19 protein-coding genes are annotated in these 15,790 nt (G+C 69.2%); 5 read left to right on the forward strand and 14 right to left on the reverse strand.

The features are described 5' to 3' along the window. The first annotated feature begins 29 nt into the window (after positions 1-29). Positions 30-599, forward strand: coding sequence for a DUF6149 family protein (locus tag NBT67_RS15665; protein WP_251342696.1), 570 nt, complete (start codon positions 30-32; stop codon positions 597-599). A gap of 64 nt (positions 600-663) precedes the next feature. Here NBT67_RS15665 and NBT67_RS15670 read toward each other — a convergent pair whose 3' ends face one another. Genes NBT67_RS15670 through gatD form a run of 3 tightly spaced genes read right to left on the reverse strand, consistent with a single transcriptional unit; the run spans position 664 to position 4,156 of the window. Next, a complete protein-coding gene (locus tag NBT67_RS15670; protein ID WP_251342697.1) occupies positions 664-1,974 on the reverse strand; it encodes an NAD(P)/FAD-dependent oxidoreductase in 1,311 nt (436 codons plus the stop codon). A 38-nt stretch (positions 1,975-2,012) separates the two neighbouring features. Then, the gene (locus tag NBT67_RS15675; protein WP_425498885.1) at positions 2,013-2,921 is read right to left on the reverse strand and encodes a GNAT family N-acetyltransferase; all 909 of its coding nucleotides are present in this window, start codon (positions 2,919-2,921) and stop codon (positions 2,013-2,015) included. Continuing rightward, on the reverse strand, positions 2,912-4,156 hold the full coding sequence (gene gatD, locus NBT67_RS15680) for a Glu-tRNA(Gln) amidotransferase subunit GatD (protein ID WP_251342698.1): 1,245 nt from the start codon (positions 4,154-4,156) through the stop codon (positions 2,912-2,914). The genes NBT67_RS15675 and gatD overlap by 10 nt, the downstream gene beginning before the upstream one ends. Before the next feature lie 80 nt (positions 4,157-4,236). Here gatD and NBT67_RS15685 point away from each other — a divergent pair, with 80 nt between their 5' ends. After that, positions 4,237-4,689: a hypothetical protein gene (locus tag NBT67_RS15685; RefSeq protein ID WP_251342699.1), complete on the forward strand. Its 453-nt coding sequence runs from the start codon at positions 4,237-4,239 to the stop codon at positions 4,687-4,689. Between the two features lie 73 nt (positions 4,690-4,762). Here the strand turns inward: NBT67_RS15685 and NBT67_RS15690 are convergent, their stop codons facing one another. Together NBT67_RS15690 and NBT67_RS15695 are read right to left on the reverse strand one after the other, a co-directional pair. Continuing rightward, a complete protein-coding gene (locus NBT67_RS15690; protein ID WP_251342700.1) occupies positions 4,763-5,422 on the reverse strand; it encodes an ArsR/SmtB family transcription factor in 660 nt (219 codons plus the stop codon). 41 nt (positions 5,423-5,463) lie between these two features. Next, positions 5,464-5,763 (reverse strand): cupin domain-containing protein, encoded by a 300-nt coding sequence (locus tag NBT67_RS15695; RefSeq protein ID WP_251342701.1) that lies wholly within the window; start codon positions 5,761-5,763, stop codon positions 5,464-5,466. 93 nt (positions 5,764-5,856) lie between these two features. Here NBT67_RS15695 and NBT67_RS15700 point away from each other — a divergent pair, with 93 nt between their 5' ends. Next, positions 5,857-6,273: a universal stress protein gene (locus NBT67_RS15700; RefSeq protein ID WP_251342702.1), complete on the forward strand. Its 417-nt coding sequence runs from the start codon at positions 5,857-5,859 to the stop codon at positions 6,271-6,273. A 75-nt stretch (positions 6,274-6,348) separates the two neighbouring features. After that, a complete protein-coding gene (locus NBT67_RS15705; protein ID WP_251342703.1) occupies positions 6,349-7,014 on the forward strand; it encodes a nitroreductase family protein in 666 nt (221 codons plus the stop codon). On the opposite strand, the gene NBT67_RS15710 is transcribed toward NBT67_RS15705, so the two are convergent. Then, positions 7,011-8,153, reverse strand: a complete 1,143-nt coding sequence (locus NBT67_RS15710) for a KaiC domain-containing protein (RefSeq protein ID WP_251342704.1) — start codon at positions 8,151-8,153, stop codon at positions 7,011-7,013. The two genes, NBT67_RS15705 and NBT67_RS15710, sit on opposite strands and share 4 nt — an antisense overlap. Before the next feature lie 146 nt (positions 8,154-8,299). Between NBT67_RS15710 and NBT67_RS15715 the strand changes: the two genes are divergently transcribed. After that, on the forward strand, positions 8,300-9,121 hold the full coding sequence (locus tag NBT67_RS15715; RefSeq protein ID WP_251342705.1) for an NAD(+)/NADH kinase: 822 nt from the start codon (positions 8,300-8,302) through the stop codon (positions 9,119-9,121). A gap of 22 nt (positions 9,122-9,143) precedes the next feature. Here NBT67_RS15715 and carB read toward each other — a convergent pair whose 3' ends face one another. The 8 genes from carB to NBT67_RS15755 all read right to left on the reverse strand — a co-directional run bounded on the left by carB (position 9,144) and on the right by NBT67_RS15755 (position 15,714). Further along, entirely contained in the window at positions 9,144-12,377 is a 3,234-nt protein-coding gene (carB, locus tag NBT67_RS15720) for a carbamoyl-phosphate synthase large subunit (RefSeq protein ID WP_251342706.1), read from the reverse strand. Between the two features lie 155 nt (positions 12,378-12,532). Next, the gene (locus NBT67_RS15725; RefSeq protein ID WP_251342707.1) at positions 12,533-12,745 is read right to left on the reverse strand and encodes a hypothetical protein; all 213 of its coding nucleotides are present in this window, start codon (positions 12,743-12,745) and stop codon (positions 12,533-12,535) included. A gap of 58 nt (positions 12,746-12,803) precedes the next feature. Then, positions 12,804-13,334, reverse strand: coding sequence for a DUF5815 family protein (locus tag NBT67_RS15730; RefSeq protein WP_251342708.1), 531 nt, complete (start codon positions 13,332-13,334; stop codon positions 12,804-12,806). 40 nt (positions 13,335-13,374) lie between these two features. After that, positions 13,375-13,626 carry a DUF8006 family protein gene (locus NBT67_RS15735; protein WP_251342709.1) on the reverse strand — a complete coding sequence of 84 codons (252 nt, stop codon included), beginning with the start codon at positions 13,624-13,626 and terminating at the stop codon, positions 13,375-13,377. Between the two features lie 65 nt (positions 13,627-13,691). Beyond that, positions 13,692-13,916: a DUF7996 family protein gene (locus NBT67_RS15740; protein ID WP_251342710.1), complete on the reverse strand. Its 225-nt coding sequence runs from the start codon at positions 13,914-13,916 to the stop codon at positions 13,692-13,694. Between the two features lie 63 nt (positions 13,917-13,979). Beyond that, entirely contained in the window at positions 13,980-14,423 is a 444-nt protein-coding gene (locus tag NBT67_RS15745; protein ID WP_251342711.1) for a type IV pilin domain-containing protein, read from the reverse strand. 202 nt (positions 14,424-14,625) lie between these two features. Next, positions 14,626-15,039 carry a type IV pilin domain-containing protein gene (locus NBT67_RS15750; RefSeq protein WP_251342712.1) on the reverse strand — a complete coding sequence of 138 codons (414 nt, stop codon included), beginning with the start codon at positions 15,037-15,039 and terminating at the stop codon, positions 14,626-14,628. A gap of 231 nt (positions 15,040-15,270) precedes the next feature. Beyond that, complete coding sequence (locus NBT67_RS15755; protein ID WP_251342713.1) at positions 15,271-15,714, reverse strand: type IV pilin domain-containing protein; 444 nt, start codon at positions 15,712-15,714, stop codon at positions 15,271-15,273. Positions 15,715-15,790: the final 76 nt, after the last annotated feature.

A 15,790-nucleotide genomic window follows, 5' to 3' on the forward strand; every position in this document is an offset into this window, starting at 1 on the left:
CTTTTACGTCGGGACCGTAGCCGTCCCCGATGAAACTGAAACAGAACGTCCGACATTTCGCGGCGCGGCAGGCGTTGACGCTCCCGGTGGTCGGGGAGAGGGTCAACGACAAGCTGGTGGACCTGCATACGCGGGTGTTCTCGGAGAAGGCCGACGCGGACCACCGGGAGGAACGCACGGACTTCCTGGACGACTTCTTCGACGCGACCATGGACACGTACCTCGCGGGGCTGAACGAGGGATTCACCGAGGCGGAAGCCCGTGAGATCACGCATATACAGGCGAACTTTGCCTTCTTCAACCGGGGATGGGTCGAAATGATGGAGTTCCCGACCGACGAGGTAGCGGACCACTACGAGCGGTACGCGGACTTCTTCGAGCGACACGGGATCACCATCGACGATCCGCTCGGCGAGTTTCGGCCGCCGGCGGGGATCGCGGAGGCGCCGTCGACCCCGGAGAAGTTGGACGAGCCGGAACACCCCCACGCGGAGGGCGGGTTCGCGGACGACGTCTACGTCGAGACCGAGGACGGCGTCGTGGTCGGCGGGCGGGAGGAACCGGAGGACGTCGACGTGGACAAGGCACCGGGCGCGTAGGCGGCCGACGCGACGTCCCCCGCCTCACGACCGGCGACCGCGGCGCTCCCCGTCGGTCGGGGGGCTACTCCCCGGCGATCCGATCGGCACACTCGAAGCCGGCGACGACCCCGCCGTTCAGGCTCCGCTCGGGATACTGCGCCCGACTCGCCATCCCCGCGTAGTAGACCCCGTCGGCCACTTCCTCCTCCAGGTCGTACGGCACCACCATCTCCAGATAGCCCCGCTCGTACACCGGCGCGGCCCGCGGGTTCCGCGCCACCCGGAACTCCCGGACCGACGACCGGTCGAAGGCGGGAAACATCTCCCCGACGTGATCCAGCCACGTCTCCCGCAGTTCCGCGTCGTCCATCCGCCAGACGGCCTCCTCCGGGCGCTGGACGTAACTCGCGACGTAGAGCAGGTGGTCACCGCCGTATCGCTCCGGCGGCACGAAGTTCGTGTGTTCGATGAGCGCGCCGAACGGGGCGTCGTGGGCGACGTTGAGCCAGTAGGTCTCCGTGAGCTGTTCGTCCATCGTCACCACGGCACACACGGCGCCCTGGAAGTCGACGTCGCAGGCGTAGCCCGTGAGCGATTCGAGGACGTTCGGCATCGTCGCGACGACGACGCCGTCGGTCTCGCGGGTTTCGGTTCCCGATTCGGTCTCGACGGTGATCGAGTCGACCGCGCCGTCCGTCACGCCGAGGTCGACCGCGCGGCTCCCCGTCTCGATGTGTTCCCGGCCCACCGCGTCGACCAGAGCGTCGATCAGGACCGCGAACCCGCCCTCGAAGTAGCCGAGGATCTCCCCCCGTCGCAGGTCGCGTTCGCCGCGGAACTTGATGCGGCCGAGCAGCCACGCGGCGCTCACGTCCTCCTTGCGGTCGCCGAACTTCGCGTCGAGCAGCGGTTCGAAGAAGTTCTCGTAGACGCCGCGGGTGGTGTGGTCGAGGAGGAAGCGCTTGATCGGGACGTCCTCGAACGCCTCCAGGTCGTCGTAGGTGTCGAACCGGGGACGGCCGCCGCGAACGTCGATTTCGAGGGTCAGGAGCCCCAGTCGGAGCGTGTCGTAGAGGCTCAGGTGGGGGTAGGCGGCGATCTGTGGCAGGGTGTCCAGCGGGTGGACGATCCCGTCGACGTAGTAGGCGTTCTTGCCCACCCGCCACTCCACCCGGTCGCCGAGGCCGAGTTCCCCGGCCAGGTCGACGATGGTCTCCTCCGACTTCGAGAGGTGGTGGTAGAACTTCTCGACGTCGTCGCCGGCGGTGGGGTAGGTGGCCGCCAGCCCCCCCAGGTCGTCGCTCGCCTCCAGCACCGTCGCCTCGTGGCCGTGCCCCTGGAGTCGGTAGGCGGCGGCCAGTCCGGCGATGCCGCCGCCGACCACGTGGATCATGCGCTTTCTCCGCCGACCGCGGGTAAGTCGTTTGTGGATCAGGCGCCGACGCCCGGATCGGTCAGGTCCGCCGCCAGCACGAAGTCGGGGTCGCCGCTCACGTCCGCCCGCACCGCCGCCGCGTCGGTGACGAACCGGGGGGTCTCCGGCACCAGCAGCCGCGCCCGGTCCGCGTCGAGGCGGGCGGCGTCCCGGGCGACGGCGGCGACGAGGCTCCTGGCGGCGTCGAGGTCCGCCCACGCGCCGACCGCGTACTCGGTCCAGCGGTCGCCGTCGTCGCCCGTCTCGAACACCCGGCTTCGGAGGGTCAGTCCCCGCGTCCCGCCCTCGCCGACCACGAACAGGCCGTCGGTCTCGGCCGCCCGCTCCAGGTCCCGGGGCCGGAGTTCCGAGAGCGTCCACGCCGCCGCGGGGTCGACGGTCAGCCCGCGCAGGTGGTCGCGGGCGTCGCTCCCGGTCCAGAACGCCCACCCCGCGTTCGGGTCGCCCGTCACCGCGAGAGCCGGGTCGGCGTCGGCGTCCGGCGTCACCTCGGCCCACCGGAACTCCGTGCAGGGATCGAAGCCGAGACTCCGCGCGAGGCCGAGGCTGGCGGCGTTCCACGAGAAGACGAGGTTGCGACAGACCGCCGCGCCCCGATCCCGTGCCCACGTCAACACGGCGTCCGTGAGCTGCCGGGCCAGCCCCCGGTCACGGTAGTCGGGGTGGACGCGCAGTCCCTGTACCCACGACTCCCAGTCCGAGAGTTCGACCCCCTGGATCACGCCCACCGCCTCGCCGCCGTCGTCGGCGACGAGCGTGTGGCTGGTCTCGCCGTCGTCGGCCGCCCACTCCCGGAAGGTCCGGGGGAGGTAATCCTCCAGTTCCCGGTCGGGCCACGTCTCGCGCGTGAAGGCGGCGACGGCCTCGTGGTCGTCGACCCGCGCCGGCCGCAGGGTCAGGTCCACGGCACCGACCGGTCCTGCAGTTCGCCGGCCAGCGACTCGCGCATCGCCGCGGCCGGATCCGACCGGTTCGCGAGCGCCCACATCAGCTTCGCCGTCGCCGTCTCCGGCAGCGTGTCGCCCGCCTCGACGACGCCCGCGTCCAGCAGGTCCCGACCGGTGTCGTACACCCGGTCGCAGACCCGCCCCTCGAGACACTGGCTCGTCATGGCCACGACGGTGCCCGCCTCGATCAGTTCCTCGATCCGGTCGATCCAGTCGGTGGCGACGTGGCCGAGTCCCGTCCCCTCGATCACGACGCCCGCGGCGTCGTCGAGGTGGTCCAGGGCGGCGGGGTTCATCCCCGGCGTGAACTTCACGAGTTCGACGCTCGTCTCCAGGTCGGACGCGATGTCGAGGTCAGCCTCGCCGCGCTCGGGACCGTCGCGCCGGAAGCTCACGGTTTCGGTCCCGTAGTCGACGCGGCCGACCGGCTTCGCGCCGACCGTCTCGAAGGCGTCCCGGCGCGAGGTGTGGTTCTTGCGCACGCGGGTGGCGCGGTGGAGCGCACAGGCGTCGTCGCTCGACGACTCGTGCATGCAGACCAGCACCTCCGCGCGGTCGCTCGTGGCGGCCTCGACGGCACAGACCGCGTTCATCACGTTGTCGCTGGAGGGACGGTCCGCCGAGCGCTGGCTGCCGGTGAAGACGACCGGGACGGGGGTGTCGAGCATGAACGCGAGCGCCGAGGCGGTGTACTGCATCGTGTCGGTGCCGTGCATGACGACGACGCCGTCGGCACCGGCCTCGACCTCCTCGTGGACCGCGCGGGCGAGGTCCTGCCACACCGCGGGCGTCATGTTCTCCGAGAGGATGTTGGCGACGACGCGGCCGCGGTAGTTGGCCCGGCCCGCGAGGTCCGGCACCGCCCGGAGGACGTCCTCGGCGTCGAACTGTGCGGTCACCGCGCCGGTCCGGTAGTCGACCGTCGACGCGATGGTGCCCCCGGTCGAGATGAGCGAGACGGTCGGCAGGTCGTCGTCGAACTCGACGGTCGAGTCGCCCTCCTCGTCGTCCGCCCCCTCGACGTCGTAGACGTCGCGTTCCAGCACCTCGATCGCCGCGTCCTCGCGGTCGATGCCGACGTTGTAGCCGCCGGCTAGCTTCACGACGAGGTGGTCGGCCGTCGTCGAGGGCATGAGGACCCCCTCGTTCTCGACGCTCCCGCGTTCGACGCGGACGCGATCCCCTGGGTTCATACACCGCGGTACCGGCCGCGCGGACTTGAATCCACTCGTCTCGGCGCAAGCCACTTGCCGCTCCCACCCCGAGACCCCGTATGCGCCGTCCCGAACGCCCACACACCGCCGGCGACGAGGCCGAGACCGAGGAGTCGACCGGCCGCCTCGCCGGCCTCCGCCGTCGCCTCGGCGGCCTCTTCGCCGTCCGACCGTTCCTCCTCGCTCTCGTCCTCTCGGTCGCCGGCCTCGTCGTCGGCGGGAGCGTCCCCGTCGTCGGCGCCCTCGGTCGCTTCCTCGGCGTCGCCCTCGCCGGGTTCGTCCTCGCCTTCGTCGTCTCCGAGCGCCGGTACGCCGAGGCCGGCCTCGCCGGCGCGCTCACGGGCGGGGTCGGGGTCGTCCTCTCGGCCGTCGACGTGGCGCTCCTCCCCGTCGTCGCCGACTACGGCCTCCAGGTCGCGGGCGTCGGCACGACCGCCGGCCTGGCCGCCGGAATCGTCGGCCACTACTTCGGCCGGGACCTCCGGGCCGGCCTGACGCGGGAGCTATCGTAGCGAGTGACCGGCATCGCACATCTGATCGGACGCCGTACTGCGATCGGATGTGCAACCAGCTTCAATCGCTACGCTATGAGCGAGCGACCCGCCACTCGTCGCCGCGACGGGCGAGGACTCCCCGATCCGCGAGCGTGGTGAGCGCTCCCTGTACCGCGTCCGTCGGGGCGTCGACCGCTTCGACGACCTCCTCCGTGGTGTCCGCGCCCGTCGCCACGGCCGCCAGCACCTCGGCGTGAAAGCGGTTGTCGGCGTCGACGCCGAGGTGGTCGTCCAGCCGGTCCAGGACCTCCGTGATCCGGCCGTACACCCACCGCTGGGCCAGCGAGAGTTCGTTTTCCAGCGCCTGTAACCTCTGGAACGCGGTCGCGAGGTCCTGTACGTCGTCGTCGGTTTCGCCCGGCGCGTCGAGCGAGACGTGCCGACACCGGCCGTCCATGTCGAGGCTCGGGCTCGCGGGATAGGCACTCTTGGCGCCGAAGCCGTACGGCGAGACGCTCACCTCCAGTCGGAGGTTCCGGGAGATGTGGAAGTACTTCCGGCGCTGGTCGTCCGTGTGGCTCTCGACCAGCCCCGCCTCCTCCAACTTCCGGAGGTGGTCGATCACCGCCTTCGGGCTCACCCCGAGATACTCGCTGATCTCGGTGACATAACAGGGCTTTCGAGCCAGGAGTCGCAGGATCCGCCGGCGGTTCTCGTTGCCGAGGAGGTCGAGTAGTACCGCCGAGTCCATGACGTCAGGTAAGCGTCGGTGGGTGAAAAGGGCTGCGTGTGTCACCCCGCCGGCGCGAAGACCACCAGCGCCGTGCTGTCCTCGACCGCCGCCGGCGACACCTCCCGGTCCCCGCTGAATCGGATCACCTCCCCCGCGCGGAGGTCGTAGGTCTCGTCGTCGAGGTCGAGTTCGAGCCGGCCGTCGAGCAGGTGGAGGACGACGTGCGTTCCCTCGTGGGTGTGTCGGGGCACCGCCTCCCCGGCGTCGAGTTCGAGTCGCACTGCCCGGGGGCGACGCGTCTCGAACACCTCGGCGTGCGGGTGGCCGTCCAGGTCGGTGAGCGTGGTTCGTTCGGGCACAGCGGGGGTTCGTCCGCCCCCGCCCTAAGCCACGCCCCGATCCAGTTCGCGTCGCGGGCACCGTTTTTGTACTCGCCTCGCGTACGTGTCGGTATGGTAGACCGTATCCTCGTCCCCTTCGACGGCACGCCGCAGTCCGAGGCGGCGCTGCGGTTCGTGGTCTCGGAGTGGCCCGACGCGGACGTCACGCTCCTCTACGTCGTCGACCCGGTCACGTCCGGGTTCGCACAGCGTGCCTTCCCCGGGAGTTCGGAGACGTGGTACGAGCGCGCCCGCGAAACCGCACAGGAACAGTTCGACGCGGCCCGCGAACTGGCCGGTCGGCCGCTCGACACCCGGATCGAGGTGGGAAGCCCCGCCCGCGTCGCCGTCGAGGTGGCGGGCGAGGACCGGTTCGATCACGTCGTCCTCGGGAGTCACGGCCGAGAGGGGGTTTCACGCATCCTCCTCGGGAGCGTCGCCGAGGACGTCGTCCGCCGCTCGCCCGTCCCGGTGACCGTCGTTCGGTAGTCCGCGAACGGTTCACACCCGGCGAGTTCGGCCGCCTTCCGCCGGTACTTGTCCGTCGAACCCCTGGGGACGGTGATGGAGTTCGACGACGTCATTCACACTCGACGATCCGTCCACCAGTATTCCGACGCCGACATCGACGAGGAGACGCTGTACGACCTCTTCGAGGACGTGCGCTTCGCGCCCTCCTCGTTCAACCTCCAGCCGTGGGAGTTCCTCGTGGTGCGTGGCGATGACCTCGACCGCCTGCAGTCGGTCGCCTACGGCCAGGAACACGTCACCGACGCCGCGGCCGCGGTGGTGGTCCTCGGGACGCTGGACCCGAGCGATCACGCCGAGCGCGTCACGCGGGACCTGCTGGAGAAGGGCTACCTCCCCGACGAGGAGGCGGCCGAGGCCCGCCTCGACAGCGTCGAGGGCCTCGCGAACGCCGACGAGGAGACGCGCCGCGTCTGGACGGTCCAGAGCTGTACCCTCGCGACCATGGCGCTCATGCACGCCGCCTGGAACCGCGGCATCGCCTCCTGTCCGATGGGCGGCTACGACGCCGACGCCGTCCACGAGGAGTTCGACGTGCCCGCCGACTACGAACCCGTCTGTCTCGTCACGCTCGGCTACCCCGAGGACGAGGCCGCCGACATCGAGCGACCGCGGAAGTTCCGCCGGCCGGCCGATGAGTTCGTCCACCTCGACGGCTTCGACCCGGTCGCCCGCGAGTCGCCCGCGACCGCCGACGACTAGAAGATGTTCGCCTGCCGGTAGACGCTGAGCCCCTCGTTCGTGATCTCGTAGGGCTTGGTCTCCCGGGAGTGGTTCGCGTCGCGTATCTTCTGTATCTCGACCGCCAGCCGCGTCTCCTGGAAGTCCGACGCGCGGACGTACTGGAGGACGAACACCGCGTCCGCCAGATACTCGATGATCCCGTACCGCGAGTTGTAGGGGTTGTCGCCGCTGGCCTCGCTGGTCACGAGCGTCGTCACGCCCGCCTCCTTGAGCGAGCGGGTGAACTGGTACACCTCGCTCCGCCGGTCCGACGGGTGGTCGTACATCATCTCCAGGAGCGACACGGAGTCGAGGACGAGACGGTCGGCGCCGAACTCCTTCACCAGGTCCGGCAGGTCGCTCCGGATGCTGGCCAGACTGTTCGCCATCTCGACCGGATCGAGGTGGACGACGGCGAGTCGTCCCTCGTCGGCGTACTCCGCGAACGACCAGCCCTTCTCCCGGGCGGTGTCGTAGATGCGGTCCGTGCTCTCCTCCAGGGTCACGTAGACGCCCCGCTTGCCGTCGGCCAGCGCCCGGTTGAGAAACTGGAGGCCGAAGGTCGTCTTCCCGGTCCCCGCCGACCCGATGACCGAGATGAGCGAGCGCCGCGGGACGCCCCCGAGGATCATGTCGTCGAGGCCTTCGATCCCGAGGTCGATCCGATCGATCGCCGACTCGAACTCCTCGTCGTCGAACGGGTCGGCGGACCCGCCCTCGGGGCCGCCACCCGGACCGCCGCCCGGACCCTCCGGCCCCGAACCGAACGCCCCACCGCCGCCGACCCCGCCCGCGGGATCCGGCGCGTTCTCGAAGGCGCTCGCGAAATCCTGGTCGAACGGCGAACCACCGCCGTCGTCCTCGGTGCCCTCGTCGCCGAGTCCGGAGAACGCGTCGCTGGGGGGGTCGGTCGGGACGTCCGCCTCCTCGGTCCCGGCCGACTCCGCCCCGGTCGCCGACCGGTCGTCGGCCTCCCCGTCGGTCGCCGACTGGTCGTCGGTTTCCCCGTCTGTCGCCGACCGGTCGTCGGTTTCCCCGTCTGTCGCCGACCGGTCGTCGTCGGCCTCCTCGTCCGGCTCACCGACGGCTCGTTCGAACCAGTCGTCGTCCTCGCTCATGGGCGCTCACGCCCACCCGGCCGCCGACGGTGGCCACTTCCGACGGTTCTCCCCGCGTGTTTCGCCATCGAGGGTGACTCCGGCCGGAGATGCCATGAATGTTGTCCGTTCGGTGGGCTTTTTTTCTCACGGGGCGAGGGCGGGGTATGTACGTCGGTCTCGTCGCCCAGAAGGACAACAGTCGGGCGGCCTTTCTCGCCGCGGAGTTGCGACGCCGACTCCGGAACGAGGGCGTGACGGTGGCGGTCGACACCACCACCGCCGAGACGCTCGACCTGGAGGGCACGCCGATCGAGGCGTTCGACGGCTGTGACCTCGTGGTCAGCATCGGCGGCGACGGCACCTTCCTCTTTGCCGCCCGCGGCGCCGACGGTACGCCGATCCTCGGGGTCAACCTCGGCGAGGTGGGCTTTCTCAACGCGGTCGGCCCCGAGGAGGCCGTCGAGGTCGTCCTCGACGAGGTGGCGGCCTTCCGCGCCGGGGAGATGTCGGTGCGCGAGACGCCGCGACTGGCCGCCAGCGGCGACGACTGGACCGCGCCGCCGGTCACGAACGAGGTCGTGGTCCAGGGACCCATCCGCGGCCCCGGCGGCGGCGTCGAGGTGGACGTCCGGATCGACGGCGCGCGCTACTCGGCCGGTCCCGCCGACGGCGTCCTCGTGGCCACGCCGACCGGCAGCACGGCCTACAACCTCAGCGAGTCCGGGCCGCTCGTGCATCCGGGCGTCGAGGCCATCGTCGTCAACGAGATGTGTGCGAGCGAGGGCATGCCGCCGCTCGTGGTCGGTCCGGACAGCACGGTTGGCGTGACCGTCGAGAACGCCGACCGGGCGGTCGTCGTCGGCGACGGGCGGGTCCTCCGAGAACTCGACCCGCCCACGGCGGTCGACGTCGGCCGAGCCGACTCGCCGATGCGCGTCGCCGGGCCGACCGCGGATTTCTTCGAGGCGCTGGGCAAACTCGACTAGCGGAGCGACCGCGCGTCGGTCGCTACTCGCCGCCCCACTGGGTCTGCCGCTTGGGGCGGTCCGAGGTGGCCTGCACGTCGATGGGGTCGTCGTGGTGGCGCAGCCCCTCCAGAACGGCCTTCGCGGAGGCGTGCGTCGAGAAGTAGGTCACGTCCTCCTCGACGGCGACTTCGAGGGCCTCGCGGTTCCGCGAGACGATGACGTCCACCTCGCCGGCGCGGATCGCCGAGCGCAGGTCGTCGAACTCCTGCACGTCGAAGTACTCCCCGAAGCCGTCGAGCAGGGCCTGTCCCTCCTCGGTGTCGGGACCGGGGAACTCCGCCGCCGAGAGGTCGACGACGGCGACCCCTTCGGTCGGGATGGGCTTGCCCGTCGCCGACTGGGCCTTCTCGTAGGCCTTGCCGAAGTGTTCGGCCGTGCCCATCACCTCGCCGGTCGATTTCATCTCGGGGCCGAGGCGCGGGTCGCTCCCCTCCAGGCGGTCGAAAGGCAGGACGACCTCCTTGACGCTCACCTTCTCGGGGACCTGCTCCTGGACGTCGAGGTCGTCGAGGTCGTACCCCGCCATCACCTTCGCCGCGAGTTTGGCGATGGGGACGCCCGTCGCCTTCGAGACGAAGGGGACCGTCCGCGAGGACCGCGGGTTGGCCTCGAGGACGTACACCGTACCGTCCTTCACGGCCAACTGGACGTTCAGGAGGCCGACGGTGTCGAGTTCGCGCGCGATCTCGACGGTCACCTCGCGCACGCGGTCCATCACGTCGAGCACCTCGTCGGCCTGGGGCGGGATCATGCACGCCGAGTCGCCGGAGTGGACGCCGGCGGACTCGACGTGTTCCATCACGCCGCCGACGATCACGTCCTCGCCGTCGGCGACGGCGTCGACGTCCAGTTCCACCGCGTCGGCGAGGAACTCGTCGATGAGGATCGGCTTGTCCGGCGAGACGCGAACGGCCTCCTCGATGTACTCCTTCAGTTCCTCGTCGTCGTACACGACGTCCATCGCGCGGCCGCCGAGGACGTAGGAGGGACGCACGAGGACGGGGTAGCCGATGTCGCTCGCGAGTTCGAGCGCCTCGGCCTCGCTGGTCGCGGAGCCGCCCTCCGGCTGGGCGATGCCGCGCTCGTCCATCAGGCGGTTGAACCGGTCGCGGTCCTCCGCGAGGTCCATGGCGTCGACGCTGGTGCCGAGGATCTCACAGTCGAGGCCGCGACGCTCCAGTTCCGCCTCCAGCGGGTGGCCGATGTTGACCGAGGTCTGGCCGCCGAACTGCACCATCACGCCGTCGGCGTCCGCGGCCTCGATCACGTCCGCCACCTCCTCGGCGGTGATCGGCTCGAAGAAGAGGCCGTCGGAGGTGTCGTAGTCCGTCGACACCGTCTCGGGGTTGTTGTTGACGACGTGGGCGTCGATGCCCTCCTCGCGGAGCGCCTGGATGGCGTGGACCGAACAGTAGTCGAACTCCACGCCCTGCCCGATGCGGATGGGGCCGCCGCCGACGACCACGACGCTCTCGACGTCGCGGTCGACGCGGAGTTCGCCCGCCGCCGCGTCGCCCTCGAAGGGCCCGGTGACGAACTCGGGCTTGCGCGAGGAGTAGTAGTACGGCGTCTGGGCCGCGAACTCGCCGGCACAGGTGTCGACCTGCTTGTAGGTCCGCCCCGGCACCTCGGTTTCGACGCTTCCCACGTCGGCGCCGGCGGTCGCCGCGATTTCGGCGTTGGTGACGCCCTTGATCGCCGCTTCGGTGAAGTCGCCCTCGGCGGCCGCCGTGACCGCGTCGGAGATGCGCCTGAACCGCTCGACGTACCACTCCTTGATGTCGGTCAACTCGACGACCTCGTCGACCGTGTAGCCGCGGTCGAACGCCTCGAAGATGGCGTAGGGGCGATCCGGCGTCGGCCGCACCAGATACTCCGACTCCAGTTCCTCGTCGTCGACGTCGGCCCAGTCGACCGCCGGGTCGTACTCCGAGGAGCGAAGCGCCTTCAGCAGCGACTCCTCGAAGGTCCGCCCGATGGACATGGCCTCGCCCGTCGACTTCATCGCCGGGCCGAGCGTGAAGTCGACGTCGTCGAACTTGTCCTTCGGCCACCGGGGCACCTTCGTCACCACGTAGTCGATGGCGGGTTCGAACGCCGCGGTCGTCTCGCCGGTGATCTCGTTTTCGATCTCGTGGAGGCGCTTGCCCAGCGCCACCTTCGCGGTCACGCGGGCGATTGGGTAGCCCGTCGCCTTCGAGGCGAGCGCGGAGGACCGGGACACGCGGGGGTTGACCTCGACCACCCGGTACTCGCCGCCGGGGGTGCCGTCGTCGTGCCACGCGAACTGGATGTTACAGCCGCCCTGAATACCCAGTTCCCGGATGACTTCGAGCGCGGCGTCGCGCATCTCCTGGTGGCCTTCGTCGGGGATCACCTGCGAGGGCGTGACGACGACGGATTCGCCCGTGTGGATGCCCATCGGGTCGATGTTCTCCATGTTGCAGATGATGATCGTCGAGTCGTCGGCGTCGCGCATCACCTCGTACTCCAGTTCGACCCAGCCGGCGATGGACTCGGTGATGAGCACCTCGTCGTTCCGCGAGAGGCGGAGCCCCTTCCGGACGCGCTCGACCAGCTTGTCCATGTCGTCGACGACGCCCGACCCCGACCCGCCGAGGGTGTAGGTCGTGCGCGCGATGACGGGGAGGCCACCGACCTCGTCGACGGCGGCCCCCACGCGGTCACGCAGCGCGTCCTCGCTCATGGTCTCGGCGGACTCGTCGTCCTCCAGGGAGATGACGGTGGAGGCGGGCACCGGCTGACCGATGTTCTCCATCCGCTGGCGGAAGAGGTCGCGGTCCTCGGTCGCGTAGATGGTGTCGAGGGGAGTGCCCATGATCTCCACGTCGTGTTCCTCCAGCACCCCCTCCTCGGCGAGTTCGGCGGTGACGTTGAGCCCCGTCTGTCCGCCCAGCCCGGCGATCACGCCGTCGGGCTGTTCCTGGCGGATGATCTCCGAGATGGCCTCGGTCGTGATGGGTTCGATGTACACCCGATCGGCCATCTCCGGGTCCGTCATGATCGTCGCGGGGTTCGAGTTGACGAGGACGACCCGAGCGCCCTCCTCCTGCAGGGCTCGGCAGGCCTGCGCGCCCGAGTAGTCGAACTCGGCGGCCTGTCCGATCTGGATCGGGCCGCTTCCGATCAACAGTATGGTCCGGTTCTCGGATTCGGTGGCGGGACTCCCCGCCACGGTGGCCTCGTCGGTCATCATCGGATCCGAGTCCGCACATCGTAATAAGCCCGACGAAATGATACGAGATACGCAACTAAATTACGGATTTCGAAATCCCCACGCGTGTCGGAGGGGCTCTCCCGCCGCCGGGGAGCGTCCGTGGGACGGCCGATCCCGGCGTCGTGCGACGCTCAGGTGTTCAGCCGGTAGCGGTACGGACTCCCCTGGAGCACTTCCACCTCGCCCTCTTCGGCCCAGCGACCCAGGACGGTCGCGACGCGGTGGGCGCTCTCGAACTCCTCGTGCTCCTCCAGCAACGACAGGATCTCGCGGGCGGTCAACGGCTCGTCGGCCTCGGAGAGCACGCCCCGAAGCTGCTCGTACTGCGTCGATTGGGGGCGCATACGTCCTACAACGGCCGGGAACGCCTTAGTGTTCAGTGAGACGACCGTCCGACGGCTGTCAGACGTAGACGTCGTCGGCGTCCAGGTCCCGCTCCTCGCGGTACTGGTCGACGAACGTCGCCACGTCGAACTCGAGCATCCGTCGTTCGAACTCCTGGATCGTGTCGTCGTCCTCGGCGTGGCTGACCGCGTGCTCCATCAGTTCGATCACGAGTTCGACGACGACTTCGTGGAGGCGACGGGCGTCGAACTCCGTCACCCACAGCAGCGCGTAGCCGACGTCACCCTCCTCGCTGAGGTCCGCCGTCGCCACCTTCGCCGGGAACTCCTCGAGGACGACCCCGAGCAGGTGGGGCGTGTCGAACTCCGGCATCTCCTCGCTGGTCGTCTCGACCGTCTCCCGCAACACCTCGACCAGGAACTCCGGCAGGAACCGCTCCGGTGGGTGGACGTCCATCACGACGGCGTGCGCGTCGCCACAGGGGCACTCGAACTCCCGCATCCCCAGGTCGAACTCCGTGACGGGAACGGACTCCCCGCAGGGGAGGTCGATCTCGCGCGTGTCGCCGGGGACTCCCGGGTTCGTCATACGTCCGGTTGCGCCCTCGCCCGGTTAAACGTCGCGCTCCTCACCGCTCGGCCGTCACCCACAACACGGGCCCCACGACCAGCAGGACGATGCCGAGAAACAGGTAGTGCATCGGCGCCAGCGCCTGCGGCGTCATGATGAACACGAGGCCGAACACGGTCACGTTGGCGGCGATGATCCGCCTCGACTTCAGGGGAAGCGTCCCGACCGTGGCGAGGATGAAGATCAACAGCAGGGCCTGCCCGACGTTGTACTGGAGCAGGAAACCGTCGATGACCTGTAACGGGAGCATTCGTACTCACAACTCGCCCGGAATCGGCCATTAAAGTTCCGTTTACGGTCGGGCGTCGGCGACCGCTACTCCCCGCGGCCGCTCGGTCCGGTGATGTCCAGCGGCCTGATCCACCCCCACCACAGCACGACGACCATCGATCCGTAGCCGAGCACGAACACGACGGATCCGAGGGTGTCGTACCCCTGCTCGTGGAGTAGTGCGCGAGCGATCCCCGAGCCCCCGATGCCGACCACGAGCAGGGCGATGACCAGCAGGACGTCCCGGCTCAGAAACGCGTCGGTGTCCATGGCGCCACGTAGAACCCCGTCGCTACTGATACTGACGGTTTCGAGAACGGGCCGCGACGCCGCTTACTGCGGCGCGGTGGCGCGGGCGATGGTGTTCGTCGACCCGCCGTTCGGGTTCGTCCAGACCACGCGGATCGTCTCGCCGGCGTCGACCTCGTTGTAGTTGGCGGTGTCGCCGGCGCTGATGGTGGCGTTGGGGAAGGGACTGGATTGATTCACGTCGCCGGCGTCGCCGTCGACGTCGATATCGGCGGCCTCGAGCGTCTCGCCGCCCTCGTGGGTGAGGTTGACGTAGTCGTCCGCCCCGCCGCCGAAGCCGTCGTCGCCCGTGTCCGAGAACTCGAAACTGAAGCTGGCTTGCGGTGCGCTGTCACTCACCTGGTCACCGAGTCCGAGGACGAACGTACCGATGACGGCGGCGAGGATGACGGTGATGGCCACCATCAGAATCACGCCGATGACCGGGCTGACCGCCCGATCCTCCGTCAGTAGGGTCTTGAGTTGCATGGGTGTGGGACACGCCGGGCCGGAGCCGAGGAGACGCCCCTCCCGTGCAGCCCCACGTCGACGTGTGTGGGACGCGAAACGCGGCGGCGAGTCATAAGTCCGCCCCGCAAATTATCACGGGAGATACTAATTTCGGCTGCTCCCCGAGAGCCTGCGGCTCACCGGCGTCGGCGTCGAAAGAATGGCGGTGTCGCGGCGTCGGTTACTGCGGCGCGGTGGCGCGGGCGATGGTGTTGGTGCTGCCGCCGGCGGGGTTGGTCCAGATGACGCGGATGGTCTCGCCGGGGTTGACGCCGCTGAACGTCGAGGAGTTCCCGGCCGAGATGGTGTCACCGGAGAAGGTGGCCCCATTAGGTGTCCCGTTGCTCCCCTCGACGGCGATGTTGCTGCTCTCCAGCGTCTCGCCACCCTCGTGGGTGATCGTTACCTCGCTGTCGTTCATGTCGAAGTCGAAGCTGAAGCTGGCCTGCGGTGCGCTCTCGCTCACTTGATCGCCGAGTCCGAGGACGAACGTGCCGATGACGGCGGCGAGGATGACGGTGATGGCCACCATCAGGATGACGCCGATCACCGGACTCACCGCCCGATCCTCCGTCAGTAGTTCCTTGAAGTTCATGGTTAAGTGACACGCCGGGCCGGAGCCGGGGGGATCGATGCTCCCGCACGGACACGCGTCGACGTGGTGTGCGACCGAAGGCGGTGCTGGATGATAAATCTCGCCCGTCAATTATCGATATTGATATCTGGGCGCGTGGTCCTCCCGCGGACACGCGACGGCCGATCCGTCGGCGAGCCGGCGGCTCACCGGGTCGGATGCGTCGAAAGAATGGCGGTGTCGCGGCGTCGGTTACTGCGGCGCGGTGGCGCGGGCGATGGTGTTGGTGCTGCCGCCGGCGGGGTTGGTCCAGATGACGCGGATGGTCTCGCCGGAGTTGACCTCGTTGTAACTGGCCCCGTCTCCCGCGCTGATCGTGGCGTTGGGGAAGGGGCTGGATTGGTTCACGCCCCCGTCGCTCCCGTCGACCTCGATGCTGGACTTCTCGAGGGTCTCGCCGCCTTCGTGGGTGAGGTTCACGTAGTCGCTGCTACCGCCGTTGAAGCCGTTACCCCCTCCCGCAGAGAAGTCGAAGCTGAAGCTGGCCTGCGGTGCGCTCTCGCTCACTTGGTCGCCGAGTCCGAGGACGAACGTTCCGATGACGGCGGCGAGGATGACGGTGATGGCCACCATCAGGATGACGCCGATCACCGGACTCACCGCCCGATCCTCCGTCAGTAGTTCCTTGAAATTCATGGTTGTCTTGACACGCCGGGCCGGAGCCGGGGGGATCGATGCTCCCGCACGGACACGCGTCGACGTGTTCGGTGGA

Source organism: Haloplanus sp. GDY1 (assembly GCF_023703775.1).
Lineage (GTDB): Archaea > Halobacteriota > Halobacteria > Halobacteriales > Haloferacaceae > Haloplanus > Haloplanus halophilus.